The organism is Flavobacterium sp. KACC 22763 (genome assembly GCF_028736155.1).
Classification (GTDB): domain Bacteria; phylum Bacteroidota; class Bacteroidia; order Flavobacteriales; family Flavobacteriaceae; genus Flavobacterium.
The window spans coordinates 4,605,396-4,630,996 of sequence record NZ_CP117879.1 but is presented as its reverse complement, the minus strand read 5'-3'; the positions used below and the strand labels follow the sequence as shown (position 1 = coordinate 4,630,996).

Annotated in this window: 17 protein-coding genes; 11 read left to right on the top strand and 6 right to left on the bottom strand. The window is 35.1% G+C overall.

The window, feature by feature from the left end:
- Positions 1-64: 64 nt before the first annotated feature.
- Positions 65-442, bottom strand: coding sequence for a large conductance mechanosensitive channel protein MscL (mscL, locus tag PQ463_RS19465; RefSeq protein ID WP_274255096.1), 378 nt, complete (start codon positions 440-442; stop codon positions 65-67).
- 68 nt (positions 443-510) lie between these two features.
- Positions 511-2,982, bottom strand: a complete 2,472-nt coding sequence (locus PQ463_RS19460) for a bifunctional UDP-N-acetylmuramoyl-tripeptide:D-alanyl-D-alanine ligase/alanine racemase (protein WP_274255095.1) — start codon at positions 2,980-2,982, stop codon at positions 511-513.
- A gap of 450 nt (positions 2,983-3,432) precedes the next feature.
- Here PQ463_RS19460 and PQ463_RS19455 point away from each other — a divergent pair, with 450 nt between their 5' ends.
- Positions 3,433-4,038 (top strand): hypothetical protein, encoded by a 606-nt coding sequence (locus PQ463_RS19455; RefSeq protein ID WP_274255093.1) that lies wholly within the window; start codon positions 3,433-3,435, stop codon positions 4,036-4,038.
- Here the strand turns inward: PQ463_RS19455 and PQ463_RS19450 are convergent.
- Complete coding sequence (locus PQ463_RS19450) at positions 4,033-4,737, bottom strand: porin family protein (protein ID WP_274255092.1); 705 nt, start codon at positions 4,735-4,737, stop codon at positions 4,033-4,035. The genes PQ463_RS19455 and PQ463_RS19450 overlap by 6 nt on opposite strands.
- A 226-nt stretch (positions 4,738-4,963) precedes the next feature.
- On the opposite strand from PQ463_RS19450, the gene PQ463_RS19445 reads away from it, so the two are divergent.
- From PQ463_RS19445 to PQ463_RS19430, 4 genes are all read left to right on the top strand, one after another.
- Positions 4,964-5,317 carry a hypothetical protein gene (locus PQ463_RS19445; protein ID WP_274255090.1) on the top strand — a complete coding sequence of 118 codons (354 nt, stop codon included), beginning with the start codon at positions 4,964-4,966 and terminating at the stop codon, positions 5,315-5,317.
- A gap of 164 nt (positions 5,318-5,481) precedes the next feature.
- Entirely contained in the window at positions 5,482-7,689 is a 2,208-nt protein-coding gene (locus PQ463_RS19440; RefSeq protein WP_274255089.1) for a TonB-dependent receptor, read from the top strand.
- A 140-nt stretch (positions 7,690-7,829) separates the two neighbouring features.
- A complete protein-coding gene (locus PQ463_RS19435; protein ID WP_274255088.1) occupies positions 7,830-9,938 on the top strand; it encodes a prolyl oligopeptidase family serine peptidase in 2,109 nt (702 codons plus the stop codon).
- Between the two features lie 294 nt (positions 9,939-10,232).
- Complete coding sequence (locus PQ463_RS19430; RefSeq protein WP_274255087.1) at positions 10,233-11,228, top strand: Gfo/Idh/MocA family protein; 996 nt, start codon at positions 10,233-10,235, stop codon at positions 11,226-11,228.
- Positions 11,229-11,503: 275 nt separating this feature from the next.
- On the opposite strand, the gene PQ463_RS19425 is transcribed toward PQ463_RS19430, so the two are convergent.
- Positions 11,504-12,472: an outer membrane beta-barrel protein gene (locus PQ463_RS19425; RefSeq protein ID WP_274255086.1), complete on the bottom strand. Its 969-nt coding sequence runs from the start codon at positions 12,470-12,472 to the stop codon at positions 11,504-11,506.
- 177 nt (positions 12,473-12,649) lie between these two features.
- Complete coding sequence (gene dnaE / locus PQ463_RS19420; RefSeq protein ID WP_274255085.1) at positions 12,650-17,185, bottom strand: DNA polymerase III subunit alpha; 4,536 nt, start codon at positions 17,183-17,185, stop codon at positions 12,650-12,652.
- A 480-nt stretch (positions 17,186-17,665) separates the two neighbouring features.
- On the opposite strand from dnaE, the gene PQ463_RS19415 reads away from it, so the two are divergent.
- The 6 genes from PQ463_RS19415 to leuB all read left to right on the top strand — a co-directional run bounded on the left by PQ463_RS19415 (position 17,666) and on the right by leuB (position 25,066).
- Positions 17,666-18,469 (top strand): SDR family oxidoreductase, encoded by an 804-nt coding sequence (locus tag PQ463_RS19415; protein ID WP_111376048.1) that lies wholly within the window; start codon positions 17,666-17,668, stop codon positions 18,467-18,469.
- 76 nt (positions 18,470-18,545) lie between these two features.
- Positions 18,546-19,466, top strand: coding sequence for a helix-turn-helix domain-containing protein (locus PQ463_RS19410; RefSeq protein ID WP_274255084.1), 921 nt, complete (start codon positions 18,546-18,548; stop codon positions 19,464-19,466).
- 518 nt (positions 19,467-19,984) lie between these two features.
- Positions 19,985-21,379, top strand: coding sequence for a 3-isopropylmalate dehydratase large subunit (gene leuC, locus PQ463_RS19405; RefSeq protein ID WP_274255083.1), 1,395 nt, complete (start codon positions 19,985-19,987; stop codon positions 21,377-21,379).
- Positions 21,380-21,544: 165 nt separating this feature from the next.
- Entirely contained in the window at positions 21,545-22,141 is a 597-nt protein-coding gene (leuD, locus tag PQ463_RS19400) for a 3-isopropylmalate dehydratase small subunit (RefSeq protein ID WP_274255082.1), read from the top strand.
- A gap of 241 nt (positions 22,142-22,382) precedes the next feature.
- Positions 22,383-23,903 carry a hydroxymethylglutaryl-CoA lyase-like TIM-barrel protein gene (locus PQ463_RS19395; protein ID WP_274255081.1) on the top strand — a complete coding sequence of 507 codons (1,521 nt, stop codon included), beginning with the start codon at positions 22,383-22,385 and terminating at the stop codon, positions 23,901-23,903.
- Positions 23,904-24,010: 107 nt separating this feature from the next.
- Positions 24,011-25,066: a 3-isopropylmalate dehydrogenase gene (gene leuB / locus PQ463_RS19390; protein ID WP_135221466.1), complete on the top strand. Its 1,056-nt coding sequence runs from the start codon at positions 24,011-24,013 to the stop codon at positions 25,064-25,066.
- A gap of 133 nt (positions 25,067-25,199) precedes the next feature.
- Here leuB and rbp read toward each other — a convergent pair whose 3' ends face one another.
- Positions 25,200-25,544, bottom strand: a complete 345-nt coding sequence (gene rbp, locus PQ463_RS19385) for an RNA-binding regulator (RefSeq protein WP_012023384.1) — start codon at positions 25,542-25,544, stop codon at positions 25,200-25,202.
- Positions 25,545-25,601 lie beyond the last annotated feature (57 nt).

Here is a 25,601-nt window from a genome sequence, read left to right as displayed (position 1 = left end):
TTTGTAAAAAAACCGCCTCTTTAGAAGGCGGTTAAGTTAGACTTAGTGTAGCGGTATTATATTTTTATTTATTTTTCAATAAATCTCTAATCTGTGTCAATAATTCTTCTTGAGTTGGTCCAGCTGGAGGCGGTGGTGCAACATCTTTCTTTTTTGCATGATTTATTCCTTTAATTATCAGGAATAGAACAAAAGCTACAATTACAAAGTTAATTACTGCCGATATAAATACTCCGTATTTTACACCTCCAAAAGCAGTTAATTGTTCAATAGTCGATAAATGCGCAGCATCTAAAGCTGGTTTCAACAGCAATGGCGTAATTACATCTTCAATAAATGAGCTGACAATTTTACCAAAAGCAGCTCCAATGATCACCCCGACAGCCAGGTCAACCACGTTGCCTTTCATTGCAAATTCCTTAAATTCTGAAAAAAATCCCATACTTGATCTGTTTAGTTGAATAATAAATGAATATCGAAAATACGCATTTTTATTGGATTTTTTTAAGATTATCTAAAAAATACCCTCTTAACACGCTGCGAAATACTCGTCATTATCTCATACGGAATTGTTTTTAAGGCTACAGCCATCTCTATCACAGTCGGGCTTTCGCCAAAAATAATTACCGAATCGCCTTCTTTGCAATCGATATGGCTTACATCAACCATCAGCATATCCATGCAGACGCTTCCCACGATTTTTGCTTTCTGATTTTTGATTGTTACATATCCTACTTCATTTCCCCATAATCTCGAAATTCCGTCTGCGTAACCAATCGGGATTGTGGCAATTTTGGTTTCTCTATCGGCCATAAAACGACGCCCATAACCAACGCTGTCGCCAGTAGGAATTGATCTAATTTGAGAAATTATGGATTTCAGAGTTCCTACATTTTCCAGATATTTCTGTTCTGCAGGATCGTTTGAAACGCCGTACAATCCAATTCCTAAACGTACCATGCTGTATTGTGCATCAGGAAAATTACTGATTCCTGAAGTATTTAAAGTATGTCGGATTGGATTAATGTTTAATTCGGTCATTAGTCTTGAAGAAAGCTTTTCGAACAAGGCAATCTGCTGTCTCACAAAATCAAAATGTTTTGGATCATCACTTGTTGCCAGATGCGATAAAATGCTCTGAACACGAACTGTCGAATTTCCTTTTAATGTTGCAATCAGTTCATCGATCGTATTGTTTTCAAAACCTAAACGATGCATTCCCGTATCCATTTTGATATGAATTGGGTAATCTTTTAAGTTCTTTTCGCGGGCAATTTTCAAAAAGGCATTTAATCCTTTCAAACTATAAATTTCAGGTTCTAATTGATACTGAATCATAGATGGAAAACTCGTAGACTCAGGATTTAGAACCATAATCGGGACTTTTATTCCGCCATTTTTCAACGATATTCCTTCATCGGCAAAAGCCACACCCAAATAATCCACTTTATGATGTTCTAAAAGTTTAGCAATTTCTAATCCTCCATTTCCATAACCAAAAGCCTTTACCATAACCATCATTTTGACACCTGGTGCCAACTTTGATTTGTAGTAATTAAAATTATGGCTGATAGCATCGAGATTAATTTCGAGAATGGTCTCATGCGTTTTTTCTTCCAGTAGCGAAACGATTTCTTCAAACTCAAATGATCTTGCTCCTTTTATCAAAATCGTTTCATTGTGAAAATTAAAATTATCAATTGCTGCAATAAAATTGGCTGTATTTTCAAACATGGTACTGTTTGGAAACTTTGCTGCAAAAGAAGAAATCGTTGGCCCAATGCCAATTACACGGTTAATTTTATTGTCTGAAATTAATTGGGCTACTTTAGAATATAATTCTTCATTGGTAAATCCGCTTTGGAAAATATCTGATAAAATAACGGTTTTTGAAGCACCTTTTTTCTTCTGGCTTTCTAAGAAATCCAAAGCAATTTTTAGCGATTGAAAATCAGAACTGTAACTATCATCAATAATACTGCAGTTGTTGATTCCGTTCTTAACTTCCAAACGCATTCGAACTGGATACAGCATCTGAATTCGGCTTTGAATGGTTTCCTGATCATAATTAAAATGCAGTAAAACCAACAAACAAGAAATCGCATTTTCTATAGAAGCCGAATCGTTAAACGGAATTTCTAAATTGAAAACCTCATTTTTATAATGATATTGAATAAAAGTATGGTCGTTTTTATATTCTCTTTTTTCAATAAAAACATCTGCTTTTTTATCTGTAAAACTCCACGAAAAAAGCTTTCGAGGATGAATCATATATTCTGCAGCAAACTGGGTTAGACATGATTCTACAACTTCTGTTTTCTGATAGATAATGATTGGACAATCTTTGAACAAAAGTAATTTTTCATCAATCTTCTGTACTAAATTCAAAAATCCTTCATCGTGTGCACTTCCAATATTGGTAAGCACTCCTATTGTAGGTTTAATGATTTTCTCCAGTTTAATCATTTCGTTAACTGTCGAAATTCCAGCTTCGAAAATGCCTAAATTATGTTTTTCATTAATACCAATTACAGAAAGTGGAACTCCAACTTGAGAATTGTAGCTTTTTGGACTTCTAATAATATTATAATCAGGACTCAGTAAGAAATTAAGCCATTCTTTTACAATCGTTTTACCGTTACTTCCAGTTAATCCGATTACTGGAAAATGGAAAATATTTCTATAATAAGCCGCAAATTCTTGAAGTGCCTGAAGCGTATTCTCGACAACCAAAAAATTAGCCTTATCTATATAACCATCTGGAATATACTGAACCACAAAATTCTGAACACCATTTTCTATTAAATCTGGAATAAACAAATGAGCGTCGTTATTTACACCGGCCAGAGCAAAAAATAAAGTCTGTGATCCGTTTTGAAGCGAGCGGCTATCAATTGAAATATGATCGATTAAAACATCTGCATTTGTACCAATCCATTTGGCATTAAGTACTGAAACCAGGCTTTTTAAATTTAGGCTCATTTGGAAATTTCTTTTTTTCAAATTTAAAAAAAGGTTTGCCATGAATTTCCCAAATTTTCACTAATTATTCAATTTATTTGAAAGTGCCGAAAAAGTAGATTTGCCACAAATTGCACGAATTCACACAAATTAATTTTTTAAAATAATCTGCTAAATCTGCGTGAAAATTTTTAGCCACAGATTAAAAGATTATCATTGATTATAATCCTTAAAATATGCTACAAAAAAATAATTCGTGTGAATTCGTGTAATTCGTGGCAGAAAACATTTAAAAAAATCTGCTAGATCAGCCAAATCTGCGTGAAAAAATTTTAGCCACAGATTAAAAGATTATCATTGATTATAATCCTTAAAATATGTGACAAAAAAATAATTCGTGTGAATTCGTGTAATTCGTGGCAGAAAACATTTATTGTTTATATTTGTTTTTACACCACAAATTTCCATGTTTTGAAAAAAGTACTTCCAATATTCTCTTATATATTACATCCGATTTTTATATCGCTATACGCTACTTTGTTTTACCTATTTTATAAAGACGATGTTTTTAGTACTCAGGAAAAATACTTTGTTTTAATACAGATTTTAGTCATTAATATAATTGTTCCTGTCTTATTTTATTTACTGTTAAAATCGACTGGCCATGTAAAATCAATAATGCTGAGTCAAACTTCAGAACGAACCATTCCGCTCATTTTGCAGTGTTTTTTATATATCTTGCTCGTAAAAAGAAGCATTATAATTACGCGTTATCCAGAACTTCACTTCTTTTTTCTTGCTGCTTTATTCAGTACAATTTTGGCATTGGTATGTGTACTGTTTAAGACAAAAGCAAGCTTACATATGGTCGCTATCTCAGGGTTGACAATTTTTGTTATCGGATTAAACATTCATCTTCAGCTGCATAATCCCTATTGGGCAGCTTTGCTAATTTTACTGTCAGGAATTGTGGCTTCCTCACGTTTAGAAATGAATGCACATACTTCTAGAGAAATACTAATAGGATTATTTATTGGAATAATGCCTCAGCTTTTATTTTTATACTTGTGGTTATAGAATATAAAAAATCAGTCCCGCGTTTAAGGTTTTCATATTGATCTTTTCGCCGTTCAAAGTTGTTGCTGAATTAAATAAAGAGCTTAAACCATAATACACATACACATTCCATGTATTGTATCCTGCGGCAAGATACGGACCGTACTGAAATTTATTGATGTCTCCGTTGTTTTTGATTTTATATGTGTTTTCTCCATCATCAAGAGTAGAGGCACTCGAAAAGATATAACTCAGTTTCACTCCACCATAAATGCGCCAGAATTTAGTGCTTTCATAAGTAGAATTTCGCCATCTGAATTCGATTGGAAGATCTACCGAATATTGTCTGTAACGATTGGAAACAAATTGTCCGTAATCATTTACGCCATAAATAATTGCACCCGAAGCGTCTTCAGAAATCGTTAAATTTTGATAATAGTTTTGATAACTTAAACCTAAACCTGCAGCAATAGCAACGGTTCTGGATTTATTAACCGGCATATCTCGCAAGAAACCTCCTGAAAGTCCAAGTGAGAATTTATTCTGTTTGAAATCGACTGGGATATCGGTAAACATGTTATACGTTACCGAGAAATAAAACTGATCTTCTCGATACAGAGAATCTATTTTTATAGCTGGTTTTATCTCAGGCTTAACGTCTTCTTGTGCAAAAGAGTTAAAAAAAGTGAGTAAAAATAAGCAGCTAAAAATAATTCGCATATCGTGGTTCGTTTTTTTAAAGAGATGATTATAAATAAACGCTTTTCTACGCTCATTTATTTCACTTACAAATATAATATAATGCTTTCTGTAGTAAAGATAAGAAGTGAAAATATTCTCATTTTGACTGCGAATAAAATTAATTGCTGCATTTTTTTCAATAAATCAATTCGTTGAAACAAAAAATTAATCAATTTTCTTTTTATCTTTTATACCTTTGCGGTGTATGAAGAAAAAGCAGCTCATATTAAGTTTATCGTTTGCTGTAACAATATTGTTCTCGATATTGTTTCAGTCGATACACAGTTATGAGCATATTGTAAAGCAGCTTTCAGAAAAACAGTGCCATCACAATTATAATGATCCGAGCGGAGAAATAACGCATCAGCATCATGATTATGACGTTTGTTTTGTTTGTAATTTTGCCTTTGGAAGTTATATTGTTCCAGAGACTTTTCAATTTCAATTTCATTCTTTTGAAAAAGAATTTGCTTATTTCTTCCCCATTACAGAGAAAATCTTCTCTATTTCATCACCTTCGTATTTCTTACGTGGTCCACCTGCTGCTATAGTTTCTTAAGTTTCGATTATTCGAAAAAAATCATATTTCTTTTCATTTAAATTCAAAACAACATTGAGTTTCCTAGTCCTATTTTTATCAATTAGGATCAGAATGCTTTATTGTTAGTTTTTGGTTTTCATTCGAAGAAAAAAAACTCAATTTAACTATAGCATCATTTTCAAATGAAAAATTTTATAATTGCCCTTGTTTTAGGGTTTTCGGGCATGCTTACTGCTCAAAATTCGGTTTCAGGAACCGTAACCGACAACCAGAATAATCCGTTGCCAGGAGTTTCTGTTTACGCACCAGAATTACATAAAGGAACTACAACAGACGCAAACGGAAAATACGAATTGAATAATCTTCCAAACGGAAGCCTTCGCATCGCTTTCACTTATGTTGGATACGCCAATCAAAATAAAACCATCGCAAAACTGCTTAAGCAAAATACGTTAGACATTACACTTGAAGAATCTATTTTAGAAATGGACGAAGTTGTGGTTTCAACGCCTTTCAATAAGCTGCAATCGCAAAACGTAATGAAAATTGAGCATGAAAGCATTAAAACATTACAGCAAAAAGGAACCTCAACTTTAATTGAAGGTTTGGCAACGATTCCAGGAGTTTCTCAAATTTCAACAGGAACTTCTATCGGAAAACCTGTCATTCGCGGACTTAGCGGTAATCGTGTTTTGGTTTATTCTCAAGGTGTTCGTATCGAAAACCAGCAGTTTGGAGACGAGCATGGTTTGGGTTTAAATGATGCTGGAATAGAAAGTGTTGAAGTTATCAAAGGCCCAGCTTCTTTATTATATGGTTCTGATGCTTTGGGAGGTGTTTTGTATTTTAATCCTGAAAAATTTGCTGATGCTGGTGATTTTAAAGCTAATTTCAGCCAAAAATATTTTACAAATACAGAAGGAAGCAATTCTTCTATCGGATTAAAAACGTCTACTGACAATTGGAAATTCTTAGCTCGTGGAAGTTACAACACACATTCTGATTACAAAATAGCTGGCGGTGACCGCGTAACCAATTCTCGTTACAACGAAACTGATTTTAAAACTGGTATTGGTTACAGCAATTCAAGTTTTTCAAGTGTTTTAAGATACAACTACAACAAATTGGATATTGGAATTCCTGAAGATGGAATTGCAGAACAATCTTCGAGCAAAGACACACAATTTCCGAGACAGGGAATTTTCAATCATTTATTGAGTTTAAACAATGTTATCTTTTTTGAAAACTCTAAACTAGATGTTGATTTAGGATACATTGCCAATGACAGAAGCGAATTTGAAGACAGCAATGAAGCGTCTTTACACATGAAACTGAACACTTTCAATTATAATGCTAAATATCATTTCCCTAAATTCGGAAAAATCGAAACCATTTTGGGAGTTCAGGGAATGCATCAAACCAATAAAAATTCTGGAGAAGAATATTTGATTCCAGACGCAACAACCAATGATTTTGGTGTTTTTGGAACGGCAAATTACGAATGGGACAATAGCGTTATTCAAGCCGGATTGCGTTTTGACAACCGTAATATCACTTCGATCGCTCACGGAATTGAAGGTGAGGAAGGTTATTTTCAAGCTTTAGACCGATCTTTTGACAGCTTTAATGCTTCTTTAGGATATAAAACCAAATTTGCTGAACCTTTAACTTTCCGTTTAAATGTTGCGACAGGATTTAGAGCTCCAAACTTGGCAGAATTGACTTCAAACGGTGTCCATGAAGGTACAAATCGTTACGAAATTGGAAATGCTAATTTGAAAACAGAACAAAACGTTCAGACCGATTTGAACTTAGAATACAAAAGCACGCATTTTGAATTCTTTGTAAACGGATTTTACAATCACGTAAACAATTATATCTATACTTCGCCAACTGGGGAAGTTCGAGATGATAATGATGTTTTTGCTTATGTTCAAGATAATGCGCAATTGTATGGAGGTGAAGTTGGTCTGCATTTTCATCCGCATCCTTTAGACTGGTTGCATTTTGAAACTAGTTTTGAAACAGTTACAGGTAAAAAAGAAAACAAAGATTATCTGCCTTTGATTCCTGCAAATAATTGGAATAATACATTGAGAACTGAATTTAATATCAAAAACTGGTTAAGCGAAGGTTTTGCTTCTCTGAATGTTTCTTCAACCTTTAGCCAAGATAACGTAAGCGGTTTCGAAACAGCTTCTAAAGGCTATACTTTGGTAAATTTAGGTTTTGGAGGAACTGTTAAACTAGGAAAAACTGCTTTCGACATTAACTTAAATGGAAACAATTTATTTGATAAAAAATATATTGCACATCTTTCTAGATTAAAAACAGACGGTATTCCGAATATTGGAAGAAATATCGTTTTGGGAGTCAATTTTAATCTGTAACAATTTGAAACCATATAAGTCATATAAGTAAAATTAAGCAAGCCGTTTAATGATCTTATATAGCTTATATGGTTTAATTTTTTCATTTCAATTTTCACAACAAAAAGTGCTATTTTTGTTACAACAGATAAAAACTAACTATGAAAAAAACATTTTTATTAATGGCAATTACAACTGCAGGAATATCATTTGGACAAGGCAAAATGCAATATCCGCAAACTAAAAAAGGAGAGACTTTTGATGTTTACTTTGATACCAAAGTGAGCGATCCGTACCGTTGGTTAGAAGATGATAAATCTGCCGAAACCGGTGCTTGGGTAAAAGCTGAAAATGAAATTACTTATGCTTATTTAGATAAAATTCCGTTTCGCGAAGAACTTAAAAAGCGAATGGAAAAACTTTGGAACTACGAAAAAATTGGAGCTCCATCCAAAGAAGGAAAATTTACTTATTATTCAAAAAATAACGGTCTTCAAAATCAATCTGTTGTTTATAGAAAGGATGAAAATGGCAAGGAAGAAATTTTCCTAGATCCGAATACTTTCTCTAAAGATGGAACAACTTCTCTTGGCGGACTTGATTTTTCTGAAGACGGAAGCAAAGCAGCTTATGCAATTTCTGAAGGCGGAAGCGACTGGAGAAAAGTAATTATCATAGATGCACTTTCTAAAAAAGTTTTAGAAGACACTTTGGTTGACATAAAATTCAGTGGTGTCTCTTGGCACGGAAATGAAGGTTTCTACTACTCAAGTTATGACAAACCGAAAGGAAGCGAATTATCTGCTAAAACTGATCAGCACAAATTATATTTCCACAAATTGGGAACTTCTCAAAAAGACGATAAAGTAATTTTTGGAGCAGATCAAAAAAGAAGGTATGTGGGAGGATATGTTACCGAAGACAATCGTTATTTGGTAATTACAGCTGCTAACTCTACTTACGGAAATGAATTATACATTAAAGATCTGACTAAAGCCAATAGTCCTATTGTTACAATCGTTGACAACTTTGACAGCGACAATAATGTTATCGAAAACCAGGGCAGTAAATTGTTTATTGAAACAGATTTTAATGCTCCTAACAAACGCATCATAACTGTTGATGCTGCAAATCCGAAGCCTGAAAACTGGAAAGATTTTATTAAAGAAACCAAAGATATTTTATCGCCTTCAACTGGAGCTGGCTATTTCTTTGCCAATTATACCAAAGATGCTGTTTCATTTGTACAGCAATATGATTACAACGGAAAATTGGTTCGTGAAATTAAACTTCCTGCAGTAGGAACTGCTGGCGGATTTAGCGGTAAAAAAGACGATAAAATTTTATACTACAGTTTTACCAACTATACAACACCAGGAAGCATCTATTCATTGGAACCGAAATCTGGTAAATCTGAAGTGTATCAAAAACCAAAAGTAGATTTCAAAAGTGAAGATTACGAATCAAAACAAGTTTTCTACACTTCAAAAGATGGTACAAAAGTTCCGATGATTATTACTTATAAAAAAGGAACAAAATTAGATGGTAAAAACCCAACAATCCTTTATGGTTACGGCGGATTCAATATTAGTTTAACTCCAAGTTTCAGTATATCTAATGCAGTTTGGATGGAAAACGGTGGGGTTTATGCAGTTGCTAACTTAAGAGGTGGCGGAGAATATGGAAAAAAATGGCATGATGCAGGAACCAAGCTTCAAAAACAAAATGTATTTGATGATTTTATTGCCGCTGCAGAATATTTAATTGCACAAAAATATACTTCTTCTGATTATTTAGCTATTCGCGGAGGATCTAATGGAGGTTTATTGGTTGGTGCAACTATGACTCAGCGTCCAGATTTAATGAAAGTAGCATTGCCAGCAGTTGGAGTTATGGATATGCTTCGTTACAATGCTTTTACAGCAGGAGCAGGATGGGCTTTTGATTACGGAACTGCTCAAGATAGCAAAGAAATGTTCGAATACTTAAAAGGATATTCTCCAGTTCATAACGTAAAACAGGGAACGCATTATCCAGCAACAATGGTAACTACTGGAGATCATGATGATCGTGTTGTTCCAGCTCACAGTTTTAAATTTGCTTCTGAATTACAGGAAAAACAGACAGGAGAAAATCCGGTTTTAATTAGAATTGATGTAAAAGCAGGACACGGAGCAGGGAAATCTGTTGCGGCTAGCATTCAAGAAAGTGTAGATATTCAAGCTTTCACGCTTTACAATATGGGTTTTAAAGCCTTACCTAAAAAGTAAGCTTTAAACTGATTTTTTTAAGCCACGAATTCACGAATTATTTTGTGAATTCGTGGCTTTTTATTTTGCCACTAATTACTCGAATTTTCACTAATTTAAATTGTGGAAAATTACATCTTATTGTTTTTTTGCCACAGATTAAAAGAATTAAAATGATTTTAATATCTATGCGTTTACTTTAGTAATCTGTGAAAATCCTTTTAATCTGTGGCGAAACTTCAAAAAATAATTCGTGAAAATTCGTGCAATTCGTGGCAAACCTTTTTTAAATTTGAAAAACTTAAAACTTACACAATGGAAATTATAAAATGGGGAATTATTGGCTGCGGAAATGTAACCGAAGTAAAAAGCGGACCTGCTTTTCAGAAAGCTCCAAATTCTGCTTTAGTTGCCGTGATGCGAAGAGATGCTGCTCTTGCTGAAGATTATGCTAAGCGTCATAACGTTCCAAAATGGTATTCAAATGCTGAAGATTTAATAAATGATCCAGAAGTTGATGCTGTTTATATTGCCACTCCTCCATCTTCTCATAAAGAATATACCATTTTATGTGCTAAAGCCGGAAAACCAGTTTATGTAGAAAAACCAATGGCTCTGACTTTTGAAGAATGCAACGAAATGATCAACGCTTGTAAAGAACATAATGTTCCGTTATTTGTTGCTTATTACAGGAGAGCTTTGCCTCGTTTTTTGAAAATAAAAGAAATTATTGATCAAGGAAAATTAGGAACTATAAGACACGTCAATTGTGTTTTGTACCATCCTTTTGAAGCTCGTTACGATGACGAAATCAATCTTCCGTGGACTGTTTTACCGCATATTTCTGGAGGCGGAATCTTTGTAGATTTAGCTTGCCATACTTTAGATTTCTTAGATTTTGTTTTAGGCCCGATAAAATCCGTTCGCGGACATGCGACTTCTCAATTAATGGCTTATCCAGCTGAAGATGCTGTTTCAATGTCATTTTTATTTGAAAACGGAATTCACGGATCTGGTATTTGGAATTTTGCAAGTTTTGAACGTTACGATAACACTGAAATTGTAGGTGATAAAGGTAAAATTTCATTCTCTACTTTCGGAAACGATCCTATTCATATTCAATATGCAAATGGAGAAAAAGAAGTTATTACTATCGAGAATCCATTACATATTCAGCAGCCTTTTATTGAAACTGTTATTGCTGAATTATTAGGAAAAGAAGGCGCTTCTCCATCTAAAGGAACTTCTGCGGCTAGAACCACTTGGGTTATTGATCAAGTTTTGAAAGAGTTTAGAGAAAATTCGAAATAGTATTTATTTGAGTTGCTTCCAGCTTTAGCTTGGCTAATACATGAAAAATCTTAGTCAAAGTTTTTAACTTTGACTAAGATAAAACTGGGTAGTTTGTCATTTCGAGGAACGAGAAATCTTCGCGAGAAACTCCATCCCAATTGTCACCAATCTTTGTAGAGCTACTTGTGGAGATTTCTCGTTCCTCGAAATGACAAAAATGCGCATAAAAAAAGAGGATATTCTTTCGAATATCCTCTTTTTTTTAAACTATAAACTATAAAAAAATGGAAAAACTATAGGCTGTATTTGATTCCTAATGTTAATCCTAAACCAGAAATACCAACGTAAGAACTTAAATCGTCTGTTGCTTTTGTATTATCAAAACCTGCTGCATTTGTAACCATACTATTAGAATTAGCATCGATTTTGCTATGGTAGTTTGTATGATTAGCAGAATATGAAGCAGCTCTAAATGCAGTTGTAGTATTTAGTTTATCTACACCGTTTTCAGTATAATCAGTAGTTTCTTTTGTTTTTCCATGAACAGTAAAGTTACGGTACTCTAATTCAGCAAAAGCAGAAATATTTTTCCCTAATTTATAAGAAGTACCAATAGCTGCCATAAACCCAATTGTTGCATTTGGCTTAACTACATCTTTAGAGTAAGCATCAGTTTTTGCAACTTGATTAGCACCTACAAATGTTGTATACTCTCTATTTGTTTTAATATCTAAAGTACCGTGAATTGGAACAATAACCCCAACTTTAGTATAAGGCTCAAAACCATGAGCTTCTCCTAAAAACATTACAAGTGATGGAGCTAAATCAAAAGCTTTAATTTGTCCTTCAGCAGTAAAACTCACATATGTAGCAGCAGGGCTAGCAGCAGGATTATATGAAATAAGTCTATCTGTTGTCTGAGCCATTGTCTTGCTATTGCTGATATAGTAATTTGCAGACATCTCAACTCCTAAACGAGTAGAAAAACGGTAACCAGCAGTAATACCACTTCTGAAACCTTGCCCAAAAGAACCTGTTACACTTTCTCTTGAAACTAATTTATTATTAGCTAAAGTACCTGAATATACATCTCTGTTTGGTGCCTGACCTCCTACTTCTGGAAACTCAGTTGAAGCCGTTTGGTTGAAATATGATCCTCCTAATTTAAAATACCAGCTTTCTGGTTTTTCTACTTTTTCTGTTTGCGCCATTGTGGCCATAGAGCAAACTAATAATCCTAATAAAAATAGGTTCTTTTTCATAATTTTGATTTATTGATTAGTACAAACATAGAATATTTTAACACATTCTTATAGTTTGCAAAGTTAGACTTGGAACGAAAACGTTGTAATTTTGGGCAATATTACTAAAAAAGTATTATGCGTGCATATTTTTAACATAAAAAATTAACATCTGTTCAAATTTTAACTGTTAATTTTTTAGTTGAGTTTAAAATTAATCTGCATTTTCTCCAATTCCTGCAATAATTCAGTTGAAATTCTAACCTTCAGACGACGGCTAGGCATCGTTAATTTGGTTACCACTTTTATTTCTTCAACCTCATTCACTTCTTGAATCTTAGTATCTTCCATCGCGCTATCTTCATTTTCATTCTCAGCTTCAAAAACAGCATCTTCGGCTTCAAAATCGGCTGGTGTTTCTACCTCAACTAAGCGCTTTATTTTTTCCAATTCCATGATTTCAAAAGTCACAGAATTCTCCCCTTTGTTTTCAGCAAACAAATGACTCAGTTTATGAATAAATTCAGGATGAAGATCTTTAATATTCAATAATACAATCAGTTTTTTAGCGAAAGCTTCCAAAATATCCTGTAGCTGGCGAATCTCAACAAACTGCATTCGCGGATCTGTTTTTTTACCAGTATCATGATTTACCCATCCGTCTTTGATCAATATTTTCAAAAAGGCAAAATTGTTCTGAATTAAGAAGTGGCGGAATTTCAAATACTCTTCCCCAAAAATCTTAAATTCATAACTCTCATCATAACCTTCTAAGTTGAAAGCCGCCCAGCCTTTTCCGTTTTTAGCAACACGATGCTGAACGTTATTGATAATTCCAGCAAACATTAGGTTTTTTCCAACATATTCGTTCATGCTCTTCAGCGCTTCCAAACGAGAATTGCAGAAGTATTTCATCTCAAATCTAAAATCGTCAAGCGGATGCCCCGAAATATAGATTCCGACAACTTCTTTTTCTTTGGCCAGTTTCTCCATTGTACTCCAGTCTTCGCACGGAGGTACAACTGGTTCAGCGATTTGCACTTCGCTGGTTTCTCCAAACAAACTTACCTGCGATGAGTTTTCATTTTCCTGAAACTTCGATCCATAACGCATTGCTTTTTCGTAGAAAGTTATTCCGTCGCCATCATCGTGGAAGTATTGTGCTCTGGTTGTTCCTTCAAAAGAATCAAAACCTCCAGCCAATGCTAAGTTTTCAATTGCTTTTTTGTTGGCTGCACGAAGGTCAATACGCTTCGCCAAATCAAAAATCGATTTATATCTTCCGTCTTTTCTGTTTTCTACAATGGTTTCAACAGCTCCAGATCCAACTCCTTTGATCGCTCCCATTCCGAAACGAACGGCATAATCATCGTTTACTGTAAATTTATAGTACGATTCATTTACGTCTGGTCCCAAAACCTGCAGCCCCATACGCTTACATTCTTCCATGAAAAACGAAACTTGTTTGATATCGTTCATGTTATTCGAAAGTACCGCAGCCATATATTCTGCAGGATAATGCGCTTTCAAATAAGCGGTCTGATAAGCAATCCAAGCATAACAAGTTGAGTGCGATTTGTTGAAGGCGTAACTCGCGAAGGCTTCCCAGTCTTTCCAGATTTTCTCCAGAATTTTGGCATCATGACCTTTTGCTGCCGCTTGCTCCACAAACTTCGGCTTCATTTTATCTAGTACATCCTTTTGTTTCTTACCCATCGCTTTACGCAAGACGTCGGCCTCACCCTTTGTAAATCCTGCCAAAGACTGAGACAAAAGCATTACCTGCTCTTGGTAAACGGTAATTCCATAGGTTTCAGATAAATATTCCGCACAGGCATCTAAATCGTATTTGATTTCCTCGTCGCCATTTTTTCTTCGAACGAAAGACGGAATATACTCCAAAGGTCCCGGACGATACAATGCGTTCATGGCAATTAAATCTCCAAATACCGTTGGCTTCAGATCTTTCATGTATTTCTGCATCCCAGGCGACTCGTATTGGAAAATTCCAACGGTTTCACCTCTTTGGAAAAGCGCATACGTTTCTTCATCATCAATCGGGAAAGTATCTGGATTCAGTTCAATTCCTGTTCTGTATTTTACCAGTTTTACGGTATCTTTTATCAGCGTAAGGGTCTTCAGACCCAAGAAGTCCATTTTCAGCAATCCGGCACTTTCTGCAACCGAGTTGTCAAATTGTGTTACATATAAATCGGAATCTTTTGCAGTTGTTACAGGAACATAATTCGTAATATCCGATGGCGTAATAATTACCCCGCAGGCGTGAATACCCGTATTACGCATCGATCCTTCAAGGATTTTTGCCTGCTGAATAGTTTCTCCTGCCAAATCATCTTCATTGGCAATCGCGATTAATTCTTTTACATTATCAAATTCGTCAGAACGAAGGGCTTTTTTAACTTCTTCTTCACTTTCAGAAATAAAACGCGCCAGATTCCATTTTGACGGCATCATACCTGGAATCAATTTCGCAATTCTATCGGCTTCAAATAATGGCAAATCCAATACACGAGCCGTATCACGAATAGCCGATTTGGTTGCCATTTTACCATAGGTGATAATCTGCGCCACCTGTTTTTGACCGTATTTGTTGATTACGTATTCCATTACACGTCCACGACCCTCGTCATCAAAGTCGATATCAATATCGGGCATCGATACACGGTCAGGATTTAGGAAACGCTCAAAAAGCAAGTCGTATTTAATCGGGTCAATATTGGTAATTCCGAGGCAATAAGCAACGGCAGAACCCGCTGCAGAACCACGGCCTGGCCCTACCGAAACGTCCATATTTCTAGCTTCGGCAATGAAATCCTGTACAATCAAGAAATATCCAGGATAACCAGAATTAGAAATCGTCATTAACTCAAAATCCAAACGCTCTTGAATCGATTCGGTAATTTCGCCATATCTTCTTTTGGCGCCTTCCATTGTAAGATGGCGCAAATAAGCATTTTCCCCTCGAACACCATTGTCTTTTTCATCTTCTGGATCAACAAATTCATCCGGAATTTCAAATTTCGGAAGCAATACATCACGATACAATGAATATCCTTCAACCTTATCAATTATTTCCTGAATGTTGATAATGGCTTCTGGCAAATCAGCAAAGAGTTTTTTCATCTCGTCTTGCGACTTGAAGTAGTATTCCTGATTTGGAAGTCCGTAGCGATAGCCACGTCCACGACCAATTGGTGTTGCCTGCTTTTCACCATCTTTTACACAAAGTAAAATATCGTGCGCATTGGCATCTTCTTTATTTAAATAATAGGTATTGTTTGTCGCAATTAATTTGACATCGTGTTTTTTAGCAAACTCAATCAGGGTTTTATTTACACGATTTTCATCTTCCTGATTGTGGCGCATCACTTCCAGATAGAAATCTTCGCCAAACTGTTCTTTCCACCATATTAAAGCTTCTTCAGCTTGATTTTCACCAATATTCAAGATTTTACTCGGAATCTCTCCGTATAAATTCCCAGACAAAACCATGATATCGCCTTTGTATTGCTCAACAATGTTTCTATCAATTCTCGGAACATAGTAAAATCCGTCAGTATAAGCAATCGAAGCCATTTTAGCTAAGTTATGATACCCAGCTTTATTTTTAGCCATCAAAACAACTTGGTAACCATTGTCTTTTTTGCTTTTATCTAAGTGATTTTCGCAGATATTAAATTCACAGCCTACAATTGGTTTTACTTCGGTTTCTGTTGGTTCTTCACCAGCTTCGACCAAAGCTTTATTTTTTCCAGATGCAGCTTTGTTGTGATTCATAACAGCGCTCACAAAATGGAAAGCTCCCATCATGTTTCCAGTATCCGTCATCGCAACGGCTGGCATTCCGTTTTTGGCTGCAGCCGCCACAATATTTCCAATTCCGATAGTAGATTGAAGTACCGAAAACTGTGTATGATTGTGTAAATGTGCAAATTTTGCTGCTTTGAAATCGGCTTTGTCTTCTTCTGAAACAACATTTTGTGTATCTTCTCCAGCTAAAGCTTTAAGCTGTTCTCTAATTTTATCAGAAGCTGCTTTTAAATTAATGTGTTTTAAACCAATTAATTTAAATGGCTCTGGATTTCGTTGTTGAAAGTCTTTGAAATATTCTTTCGGAACGTCAAGTTCTTCTTTTGTAAAAACTTCTCTTCTAACCAATTCTAAGAAACAACGTGTAGTTGCCTCAACGTCGGCAGTTGCGTTGTGCGCTTCCGCGAATGGCTGATCGAAAAGATAGCTGTGTAATTCGGTCAAAGTTGGCAGTTTGAATTTTCCTCCACGACCTCCAGGAAGCTGTAATAATGAAGCAGTAACTTCGGTACAAGTATCCAAAACAGGCATAGAACTCATTTGAGACTCCACTCCCATTCTATGGAATTCGGCTCCCATAATATTAACGTCAAAACCTAAATTCTGTCCAACAATATATTTGGTTTTGCTTAAAGCAATATTGAATTTCTCTAAAACTTCGGCCAAAGTGATTCCATCGGCTTCAGCCAATTCAGTTGAGATTCCGTGAATACGTTCAGCATCATACGGAATGTTAAATCCTTCTGGTTTTACCAAATAATCCTGATGTTCGACAAGCTGTCCCATTTCGTCATGAAGCTGCCACGCAATTTGTATACAGCGAGGCCAGTTGTCAGAATCGGTAATCGGGGCATCCCAGCGTTTTGGTAATCCGGTTGTTTCGGTATCGAATATTAAATACATAGAATTTTAAAAAGTCAAGTTTTAAAGCTCCAAATTTCATATCTTTCACATTGTAAACCATTGACAACATGAAACATAATAAAATGAGAAATGAAAAATCGGAGGAATTCAAATTTACGCTTTTTTTACAGAAATAAAGAAGCTAAAGTTGTTAACAAAAACGTTAATTAAAACTCCATGAATTCGATTCGTAAAAAAATTAAACACATAGAAACATAGATTCAAGTTTTCTAAAAAGATAATTAAAAAAATCTAGATTTTCACACATAGCTATGTGTATTTTAAATAAGTGAAACGCCTCTTTAGACAAAGAAAACTATGTATCTATGTGTTTAAAACAAATTACACTCAAAGTTTTTAATCCAAAAAATTCCAATTATTCATTTTGGATACTCATTGCACCAAAATGAACACTTTTAAACTGCAGTGTATTCTGAACTTTGCTTCATCAAATTATAACAATTAAAAAGAATAATAATTATGAAAACAATTTTTATCACAGGCGCATCATCAGGTTTAGGAAAAGCAACAGCAAAATTATTCCACGATCAAGGGTGGAATGTAATTGCAACAATGAGAAATCCCGAAAAAGAAACTGAGCTCTCTCAATTAAAAAATATAACCCTTTTACCCTTAGACGTTACCAATTATGATCAAATCCAAGCTACAGTTCAAAAAGCGCTTGAAATTAGTGACATTGATATCGTTTTTAACAATGCTGGTTATGGATTAATTGGCCCTTTAGAAAGTCTTTCCGATTCTCAAATCACCAAACAGTTAGACACTAATTTATTGGGAGTAATTCGCGTTACAAATGCATTTATTCCATATTTCAGAGAAAGAAAAACCGGCTCATTTATTTCAACAACTTCCATTGGCGGATTGATCTCTTTCCCTTTAGGATCAATCTATCATGCAACAAAATGGGGATTGGAAGGCTGGAGCGAAAGTATGGCTTATGAATTAAATCCGTTTGGAATAAACATTAAAACCGTTTCTCCTGGAGCAATTAAAACAGAGTTCCTTCACGGCTCACTTGACACAAGCACTTTGCCAGAATACGAAACAATGACCAATAAAATGTTTGGAAACGTTGACACCATGTTTGAAATGGCCTCAACTCCTGAGCAAATTGCCAATGTTGTTTATGAAGCTGCTACAGATGGAAAAAACCAATTAAGATATGTTGCCGGTGAAGATGCAAAAGCGCTTTACAAACAAAGATTGGAAGTTGGAGACGAGGTTTTTCGTTCTGAATTTGGCAAACAATTTTTTGGAGAATAATTCATTCAGACTAATACCGTTCAGGTTTCGAGAATCAGGACGGTATTAGCCTTTCAAATTTTCATACTTTTATATCATGGAAAGAAAAAACAATAGTCCAGAAAAAATCTCTTCTATATCACAGTTTCATGACCTGCTTCGACTGCCAAAACCACTTCATCCGATGGTGAGTTTGGTAGACAATACGCAGTTGGTCATCAACGAAGATTTAGCGAATCATGCCTTTTTGCTTGATTTTTATAAGATCTCTTATAAGTTTTCTACCAAAGGAAAAATGGGCTACGGTCAAGGCTATTATGATTTCAACGAAGGCGGACTTATGTTTGCTTCCCCAACTCAGTTAATTTTTACTGAAAATGAGGAAGGCGTTGAATACGGTGGCTATACACTTTTATTTCATCCTGATTTTATTCGAAATTATCCTTTAGGAAAAAGCATCAAAAAATATGGTTTCTTTTCTTATGATACCAATGAAGCACTGCATCTTTCTGACAGTGAAAAAACAATCATTATTGGATTATTGCAGAGTATTGACAACGAACTCAATACCGCAATTGATGAAATGAGCCAGGATGTAATTGTTTCTTATATCGATGTTTTGTTGAATTACAGCAATCGTTTTTACAAGCGTCAATTCATTACCAGAAAAACCATCAGTAACGATTTATTATTAAAAGTCGAAGAAACTCTGGATAACTATATTAGCAATGCAGAAACTTTGAAAAGAGGATTGCCAACAGTAGAATTTCTGGCTTCGCAGATTAATGTTTCAAGTCACTACTTAAGCGACATGCTTCGTAACTTAACTGGGTTAAATGCACAACAGCATATTCATTCGAAATTAATTGAAAAGTCAAAAGATTTCTTGATTACTACCAATCTTTCTGTAGCAGAAATTGCTTATCAATTGGGTTTTGAGTATCCACAATCTTTCAGTAAATTATTCAAAAAGAAAACCAATCTAACTCCATTAGAATTTAAAAATTCATTGAACTAATTTTTAAAAACGCTACTCTCAAAAAATCAATTTCTGCCTCAAAAAATCATAAAATTTCATAAAAATACACTTCTTGGATGTCGTAGTATTTTGATGTTTTATTGAATCTAAATAATACCCAAAAAACACCTTAAAAAGCTTTAAAAAACCCAAAAAGCACATTTTTTTCAAAGAAATCAAAACTAACAATTATTACTATTTTTATTCATTTTGTTAGATTTTTTCAAACAAATTCTTATATTTTATATTGATTTTGAGATAAATTTGCAAACTATTAAAACAAAAAACAATCGGGTAAAATTAAAGCCAAAAAAGAAAAGCTAAATCTGTTTCGTAATCATTTTTCTTTCAAATTTTAGTCTGCAAAAGCCATTTGGCAATATGTAAATTAGTTTGGGTATCGTATATAATGAAATATTGAAATTGACGCTTTTTTATCTTTTTTTACTTTTGTTTTGCTATTATAATGAACAGGAAATTGCTGTGGTTATAGAAATTACAATTAAAAAAAATAAAAAATGAGTAAGACATTATTTGACAAAGTATGGGATTCACATGTTGTGCGTAAAATTGAAGATGGACCAGATGTGTTTTTTATTGACCGCCATTTCATTCATGAAGTTACGAGTCCTGTTGCTTTTTTAGGATTAAAATCAAGAGGCGTTAACGTATTATATCCGGATCGTACTTTTGCAACTGCCGACCACAATACACCAACCATAAACCAACATTTACCAGTTCAAGATCCGCTTTCTGCAAACCAGCTTAAAGCTCTTGAAGACAATGCAAACGAATACGGAATTTCGCACTGGGGATTAGGTCACCAAAAAAATGGTATTGTACACGTAGTTGGTCCTGAAAACGGAATTACTTTGCCAGGTGCTACTATTGTATGTGGAGATTCGCATACGTCTACTCACGGTGCTTTTGGAGCTATTGCTTTTGGTATCGGAACATCTGAGGTTGAAATGGTGCTTTCTACGCAATGTATTATGCAGCCTAAACCAAAGAAAATGCGTATTAACGTAAACGGACAACTAAGTAAAGGAGTTGGACCAAAAGACGTTGCGCTTTATATTATTGCTCAGTTAACTACTTCTGGAGGAACAGGATATTTTGTTGAATATGCTGGTGATGTTTTTGAAAACATGACTATGGAAGGCCGTATGACAGTTTGTAACCTAAGTATAGAAATGGGTGCTCGTGGAGGTATGATTGCTCCTGATCAAACAACTTTCGATTTCTTAGAAGGAAGACTTTACGCTCCAAAAGGTGAAGCTTGGACAAAAGCTGTTGAATACTGGAAAACTCTTAAAACTGATGCTGATGCTGTGTTTGATGCTGAATTAAACATCAAAGCTGAAGACATCGAACCAATGATTACTTATGGTACAAACCCTGGAATGGGAATTGGTATCACAAAACATATCCCAAGTGCAAACCAAGTTGAAGGTGGTGAGGAAACTTACAAAAAATCTTTGGCTTACATGGGCTTCAACGAAGATGACGTAATGATTGGAAAACAAATCGACTACGTTTTCTTAGGAAGTTGTACAAACGGACGTATTGAAGATTTTAGAGCTTTTGCTGAAATTGTAAAAGGAAGAAAAAAAGCAGATAATGTTACGGCTTGGTTAGTTCCGGGTTCTCACGTTGTTGAAGCTCAGATTAAAGAAGAAGGAATTTTAGATATTCTGACTGAAGCTGGTTTCGTATTGCGTCAGCCGGGTTGTTCTGCTTGTTTAGCAATGAACGACGATAAAGTTCCTGCTGGTAAATACGCAGTAAGTACTTCAAACAGAAACTTTGAAGGTCGTCAAGGTCCTGGTTCAAGAACGCTTTTAGCTTCTCCAATTATGGCGGCAGCAGCGGCAGTTACTGGAAAATTAACTGACCCGCGCGAATTATTTTAGATTGCAGATTTTAGATTTTAGATTCCTCACTTTGAGCAATCTTTATCTAAATTTCTTCAAAATAAAATTAACTAACATTATTAAAACAAAACATTTTAGATTCTGTGTTTTAAGTTTTCAAAAGAAAATCTAAAATCTAAAATCTAAAATCTAAAATTCCAAAAAATGGCATACGATAAATTTAACATACTTACAAGCAGCGGTGTACCGTTGCCAATTGAGAACGTAGATACAGATCAAATCATTCCAGCTCGTTTCTTAAAAGCTACAAAACGTGAAGGTTTTGGAGACAACCTTTTTAGAGACTGGAGATATAACGGAGACGATACTCCAAAAGCAGATTTCGTTTTAAACAACCCAACTTACAGCGGAAAAATCCTTGTTGGAGGAAAAAACTTCGGTTCTGGATCTTCAAGAGAGCACGCTGCGTGGGCGGTTTACGATTACGGATTTAGAGCTGTAGTTTCTAGTTTTTTTGCTGATATCTTCAAAGGAAACTGTTTAAATATTGGTGTTTTGCCAGTACAAATCAGTCCAGAATTTTTGGAAAATATTTTCAAAGCAATCGAAGCTGATCCTAAAACAGAATTAGAAATCAATCTTCCTGACCAAACTATTACTTTATTGCCAACTGGCGAGCAAGAATCTTTTGCTATCAACGGATACAAAAAGAATAATATGATTAATGGTTTTGACGACATTGATTATTTACAAGATATGAAAGAGGATATTAAAGCTTTTGCTGATAAACTTCCTTACTAATAGAAATATCATTCAGTCTATTAGACCCGGCAGGCTTCAAAAACCAGTCGGGTCTTTCTAGAATAAATAGGACGCGGATAAAACAGATTTGCTATCGCAAAAACACGGAAAAAAACAGATTCCTTTTTTTAGCTAAAACAAAAATCCGCGTAAATCCGTGTCTTCGCGATAGCGAATCCGTAAAATCCGCGTCAAATTAGAAACTGTTTATCAAGCACAGTTAGAATTATAGAATATCAATATGGAAAAAAGAAAAATTGAAATAATGGATACGACGCTTCGTGATGGTGAACAAACCTCAGGAGTTTCATTTTCTGCTGCAGAAAAACTGACCATTGCACAATTGTTGTTGGAGGAATTAAATATTGATAGAATCGAAATTGCTTCAGCACGCGTGAGCGAAGGAGAATTTCAGGCTGTAAAAGGCATTACTTCATGGGCTGAAGAAAAAGGATACATTAACAGAATTGAAGTCCTTACGTTTGTTGACGGAGGAGTTTCAATAGACTGGATGAAAAAAGCGGGTGCCAAAGTGCAGAATTTATTGACCAAAGGCTCAATGAATCACTTAACACATCAATTAAAAAAAACTCCAGAACAGCATTTTTCTGAAATCGCTCAAATCATTGCTTTAGCCAAAGAAAATAATATTGAAACCAATGTTTATCTGGAAGACTGGAGCAACGGAATGCGAAATTCTCCAGATTATGTTTTTCAATTCTTGGATTTCTTAGCAACTCAGCCAATTAAAAGAGTTTTACTTCCTGATACTTTAGGCGTTTTAATTCCGTCTCTAACTTTTGAATTCATTTCGAAAATCAGAGCAAAATATCCAAACATTCATTTTGATTTCCACGCTCATAACGATTACGATTTAAGCGTTGCTAACGTTATGGAAGCGATAAAAGCAGGAATCAATGGACTTCACGTAACCGTAAACGGAATGGGAGAACGCGCTGGAAATGCACCTCTTGAAAGCACTGTTGCTGTTATCAATGATTATCTGCCAGAAGTAAATATTGGTATTAAAGAAACTTCGTTGTATTCTGTAAGTAAGCTGGTTGAAACTTTTACAGGTTATAGAATTCCTGCCAATAAACCAATTGTTGGCGACAATGTCTTTACCCAAACTGCCGGAATTCACGCTGACGGTGACAACAAAAACAATCTTTATTTTAATGATCTTCTTCCAGAACGTTTTGGAAGAAAAAGAAAATACGCTCTCGGAAAAACTTCTGGAAAGGCCAATATCGAAAAAAATCTTCAGGAGTTAGGCTTAAAACTTAACAACGAAGATTTGAAATTGGTTACCCAAAGAATTATCGAATTGGGCGACAAAAAAGAAACCGTAACTAAAGAAGACCTTCCATACATTATTTCTGATGTTTTGGACAGTCATACTTATGAAGAAAAAATTACTATAAACTCTTATATGCTGGTTCATTCTAAAGGAATGCGCCCATCTACGACTTTATCTTTAAATTTAAACGGAGAAATAATCGAAGAAAACGCTCAAGGAGACGGTCAGTTTGATGCTTTTATGAATGCTTTATCAAAGATTTACAAAAGCAAAAAACTAACGCTTCCGAAATTGATCGATTATGCTGTTAGAATCCCGCCAGGAAGTAGTTCTGACGCGTTGTGCGAAACCATTATTACATGGGTCAACAACGGAAAAGAATTCAAAACCCGTGGATTAGACTCAGATCAAACTGTTGCAGCGATTATTGCAACGCAGAAAATGTTGAATATAGTTACTTAATATAAGGAACAAAGGTTCAAAGTTGCAAAGGCACAGAGGTTTTACCTGCTTTCAAAACTTTGAACCTTTGTTCCTCTCAACCTTTGAACCTTAATAACACATATAGAATGAAATTAAACATAGCCCTTTTAGCCGGAGACGGAATCGGACCAGAAGTAATAAATGAAGCAGTAAAAGTATCAGATGCTGTTGCAAAAAAATTCGGACATGAAATCACTTGGAAACCCGCTTTAACTGGTGCTGCAGCAATTGATGCAGTAGGTGAACCTTATCCAGATGCAACACACGAAGTTTGTAAAAATGCTGATGCCGTTCTTTTTGGAGCAATCGGCCACCCTAAATACGATAACGATCCTTCTGCTCCAGTACGTCCAGAGCAAGGTTTATTAAAAATGCGTAAAGCATTAGGTTTGTTCGCAAACGTAAGACCAACTTTTACTTTCCCATCTTTATTAGATAAATCGCCGCTAAAAAGAGAAAGAATTGAAGGAACTGATTTAGTTTTCTTAAGAGAATTAACTGGCGGAATTTACTTTGGTGAAAAAGGAAGAAAAGATAACGGAGATACTGCTTATGATAACTGTGTTTACACAAGAGCAGAAGTACAGCGTTTAGCTAAAAAAGGTTTCGAATTGGCAATGACCCGTTCTAAAAAATTATGTTGTGTTGACAAAGCAAACGTTTTGGAAACTTCTCGTTTGTGGAGAGAAACAGTTCAGGCAATGGAAAAAGACTATCCAGAGGTTGAAGTTAGCTACGAATTTGTTGACGCTGTAGCAATGCGTTTGGTACAATGGCCAAACTCTTATGATGTATTGATTACAGAAAACTTATTTGGAGACATCTTAACAGACGAAGCTTCTGTAATTTCAGGTTCAATGGGATTAATGCCTTCTGCTTCTATGGGAGCTGAAGTATCTTTGTTTGAACCTATTCACGGTTCTTATCCACAAGCTACAGGATTAAACATTGCAAACCCAATGGCTACTATTTTATCTGCTGCTATGATGTTCGAAAACTTCGGATTGATGGAAGAAGGAAAAGCGATGAGAGATGCTGTAAACAAAGCTTTAGAAGCTGGTGTAGTTACTGAAGATTTAGCTAATGGAGGCAAAGCATACGGCACTAAAGAAGTTGGTGACTGGTTAGCTGCGAATGTATAATTAAAGAAATCGTAGAGACGCACCGCAGTGCGTCTTCTCGTTATATTAGACGCACTGCGGTGCGTCTCTACAAAAAACAACAAAAAAAGGGATCAACGAAAGTTGATCCCTTTTATATTTTAGAAAAAAAACATTAATATTCTCTTCTGTTTCCGCGATCTCCGCCACGGTTGTTTCCGTAACCACCACGATCGTTTCCTCCACGGTTGTTATTAAAACTTCTTCTTTCGCCCTCTGGTTTTGGCTCAGATTTATTTACAACGATTGTACGACCTGAAACAACAGCACCATTCAATTCATCGATAGCTTTCTGAGCTTCGCTATCATTTGGCATTTCAACAAAACCAAAGCCTTTACTTCTTCCAGTAAATTTATCAGTAATAATTTTAACAGAGTCAACTGTTCCATAAGCCTCAAAAGACTCTCTTAAATCTGCTTCCTCAATACTGAATGGAAGGCTTCCAACGAAAATATTCATAGATATTTATTTAAATAAAAAACAAATGTAGTCTTATTTATATCTAATCCACTATAT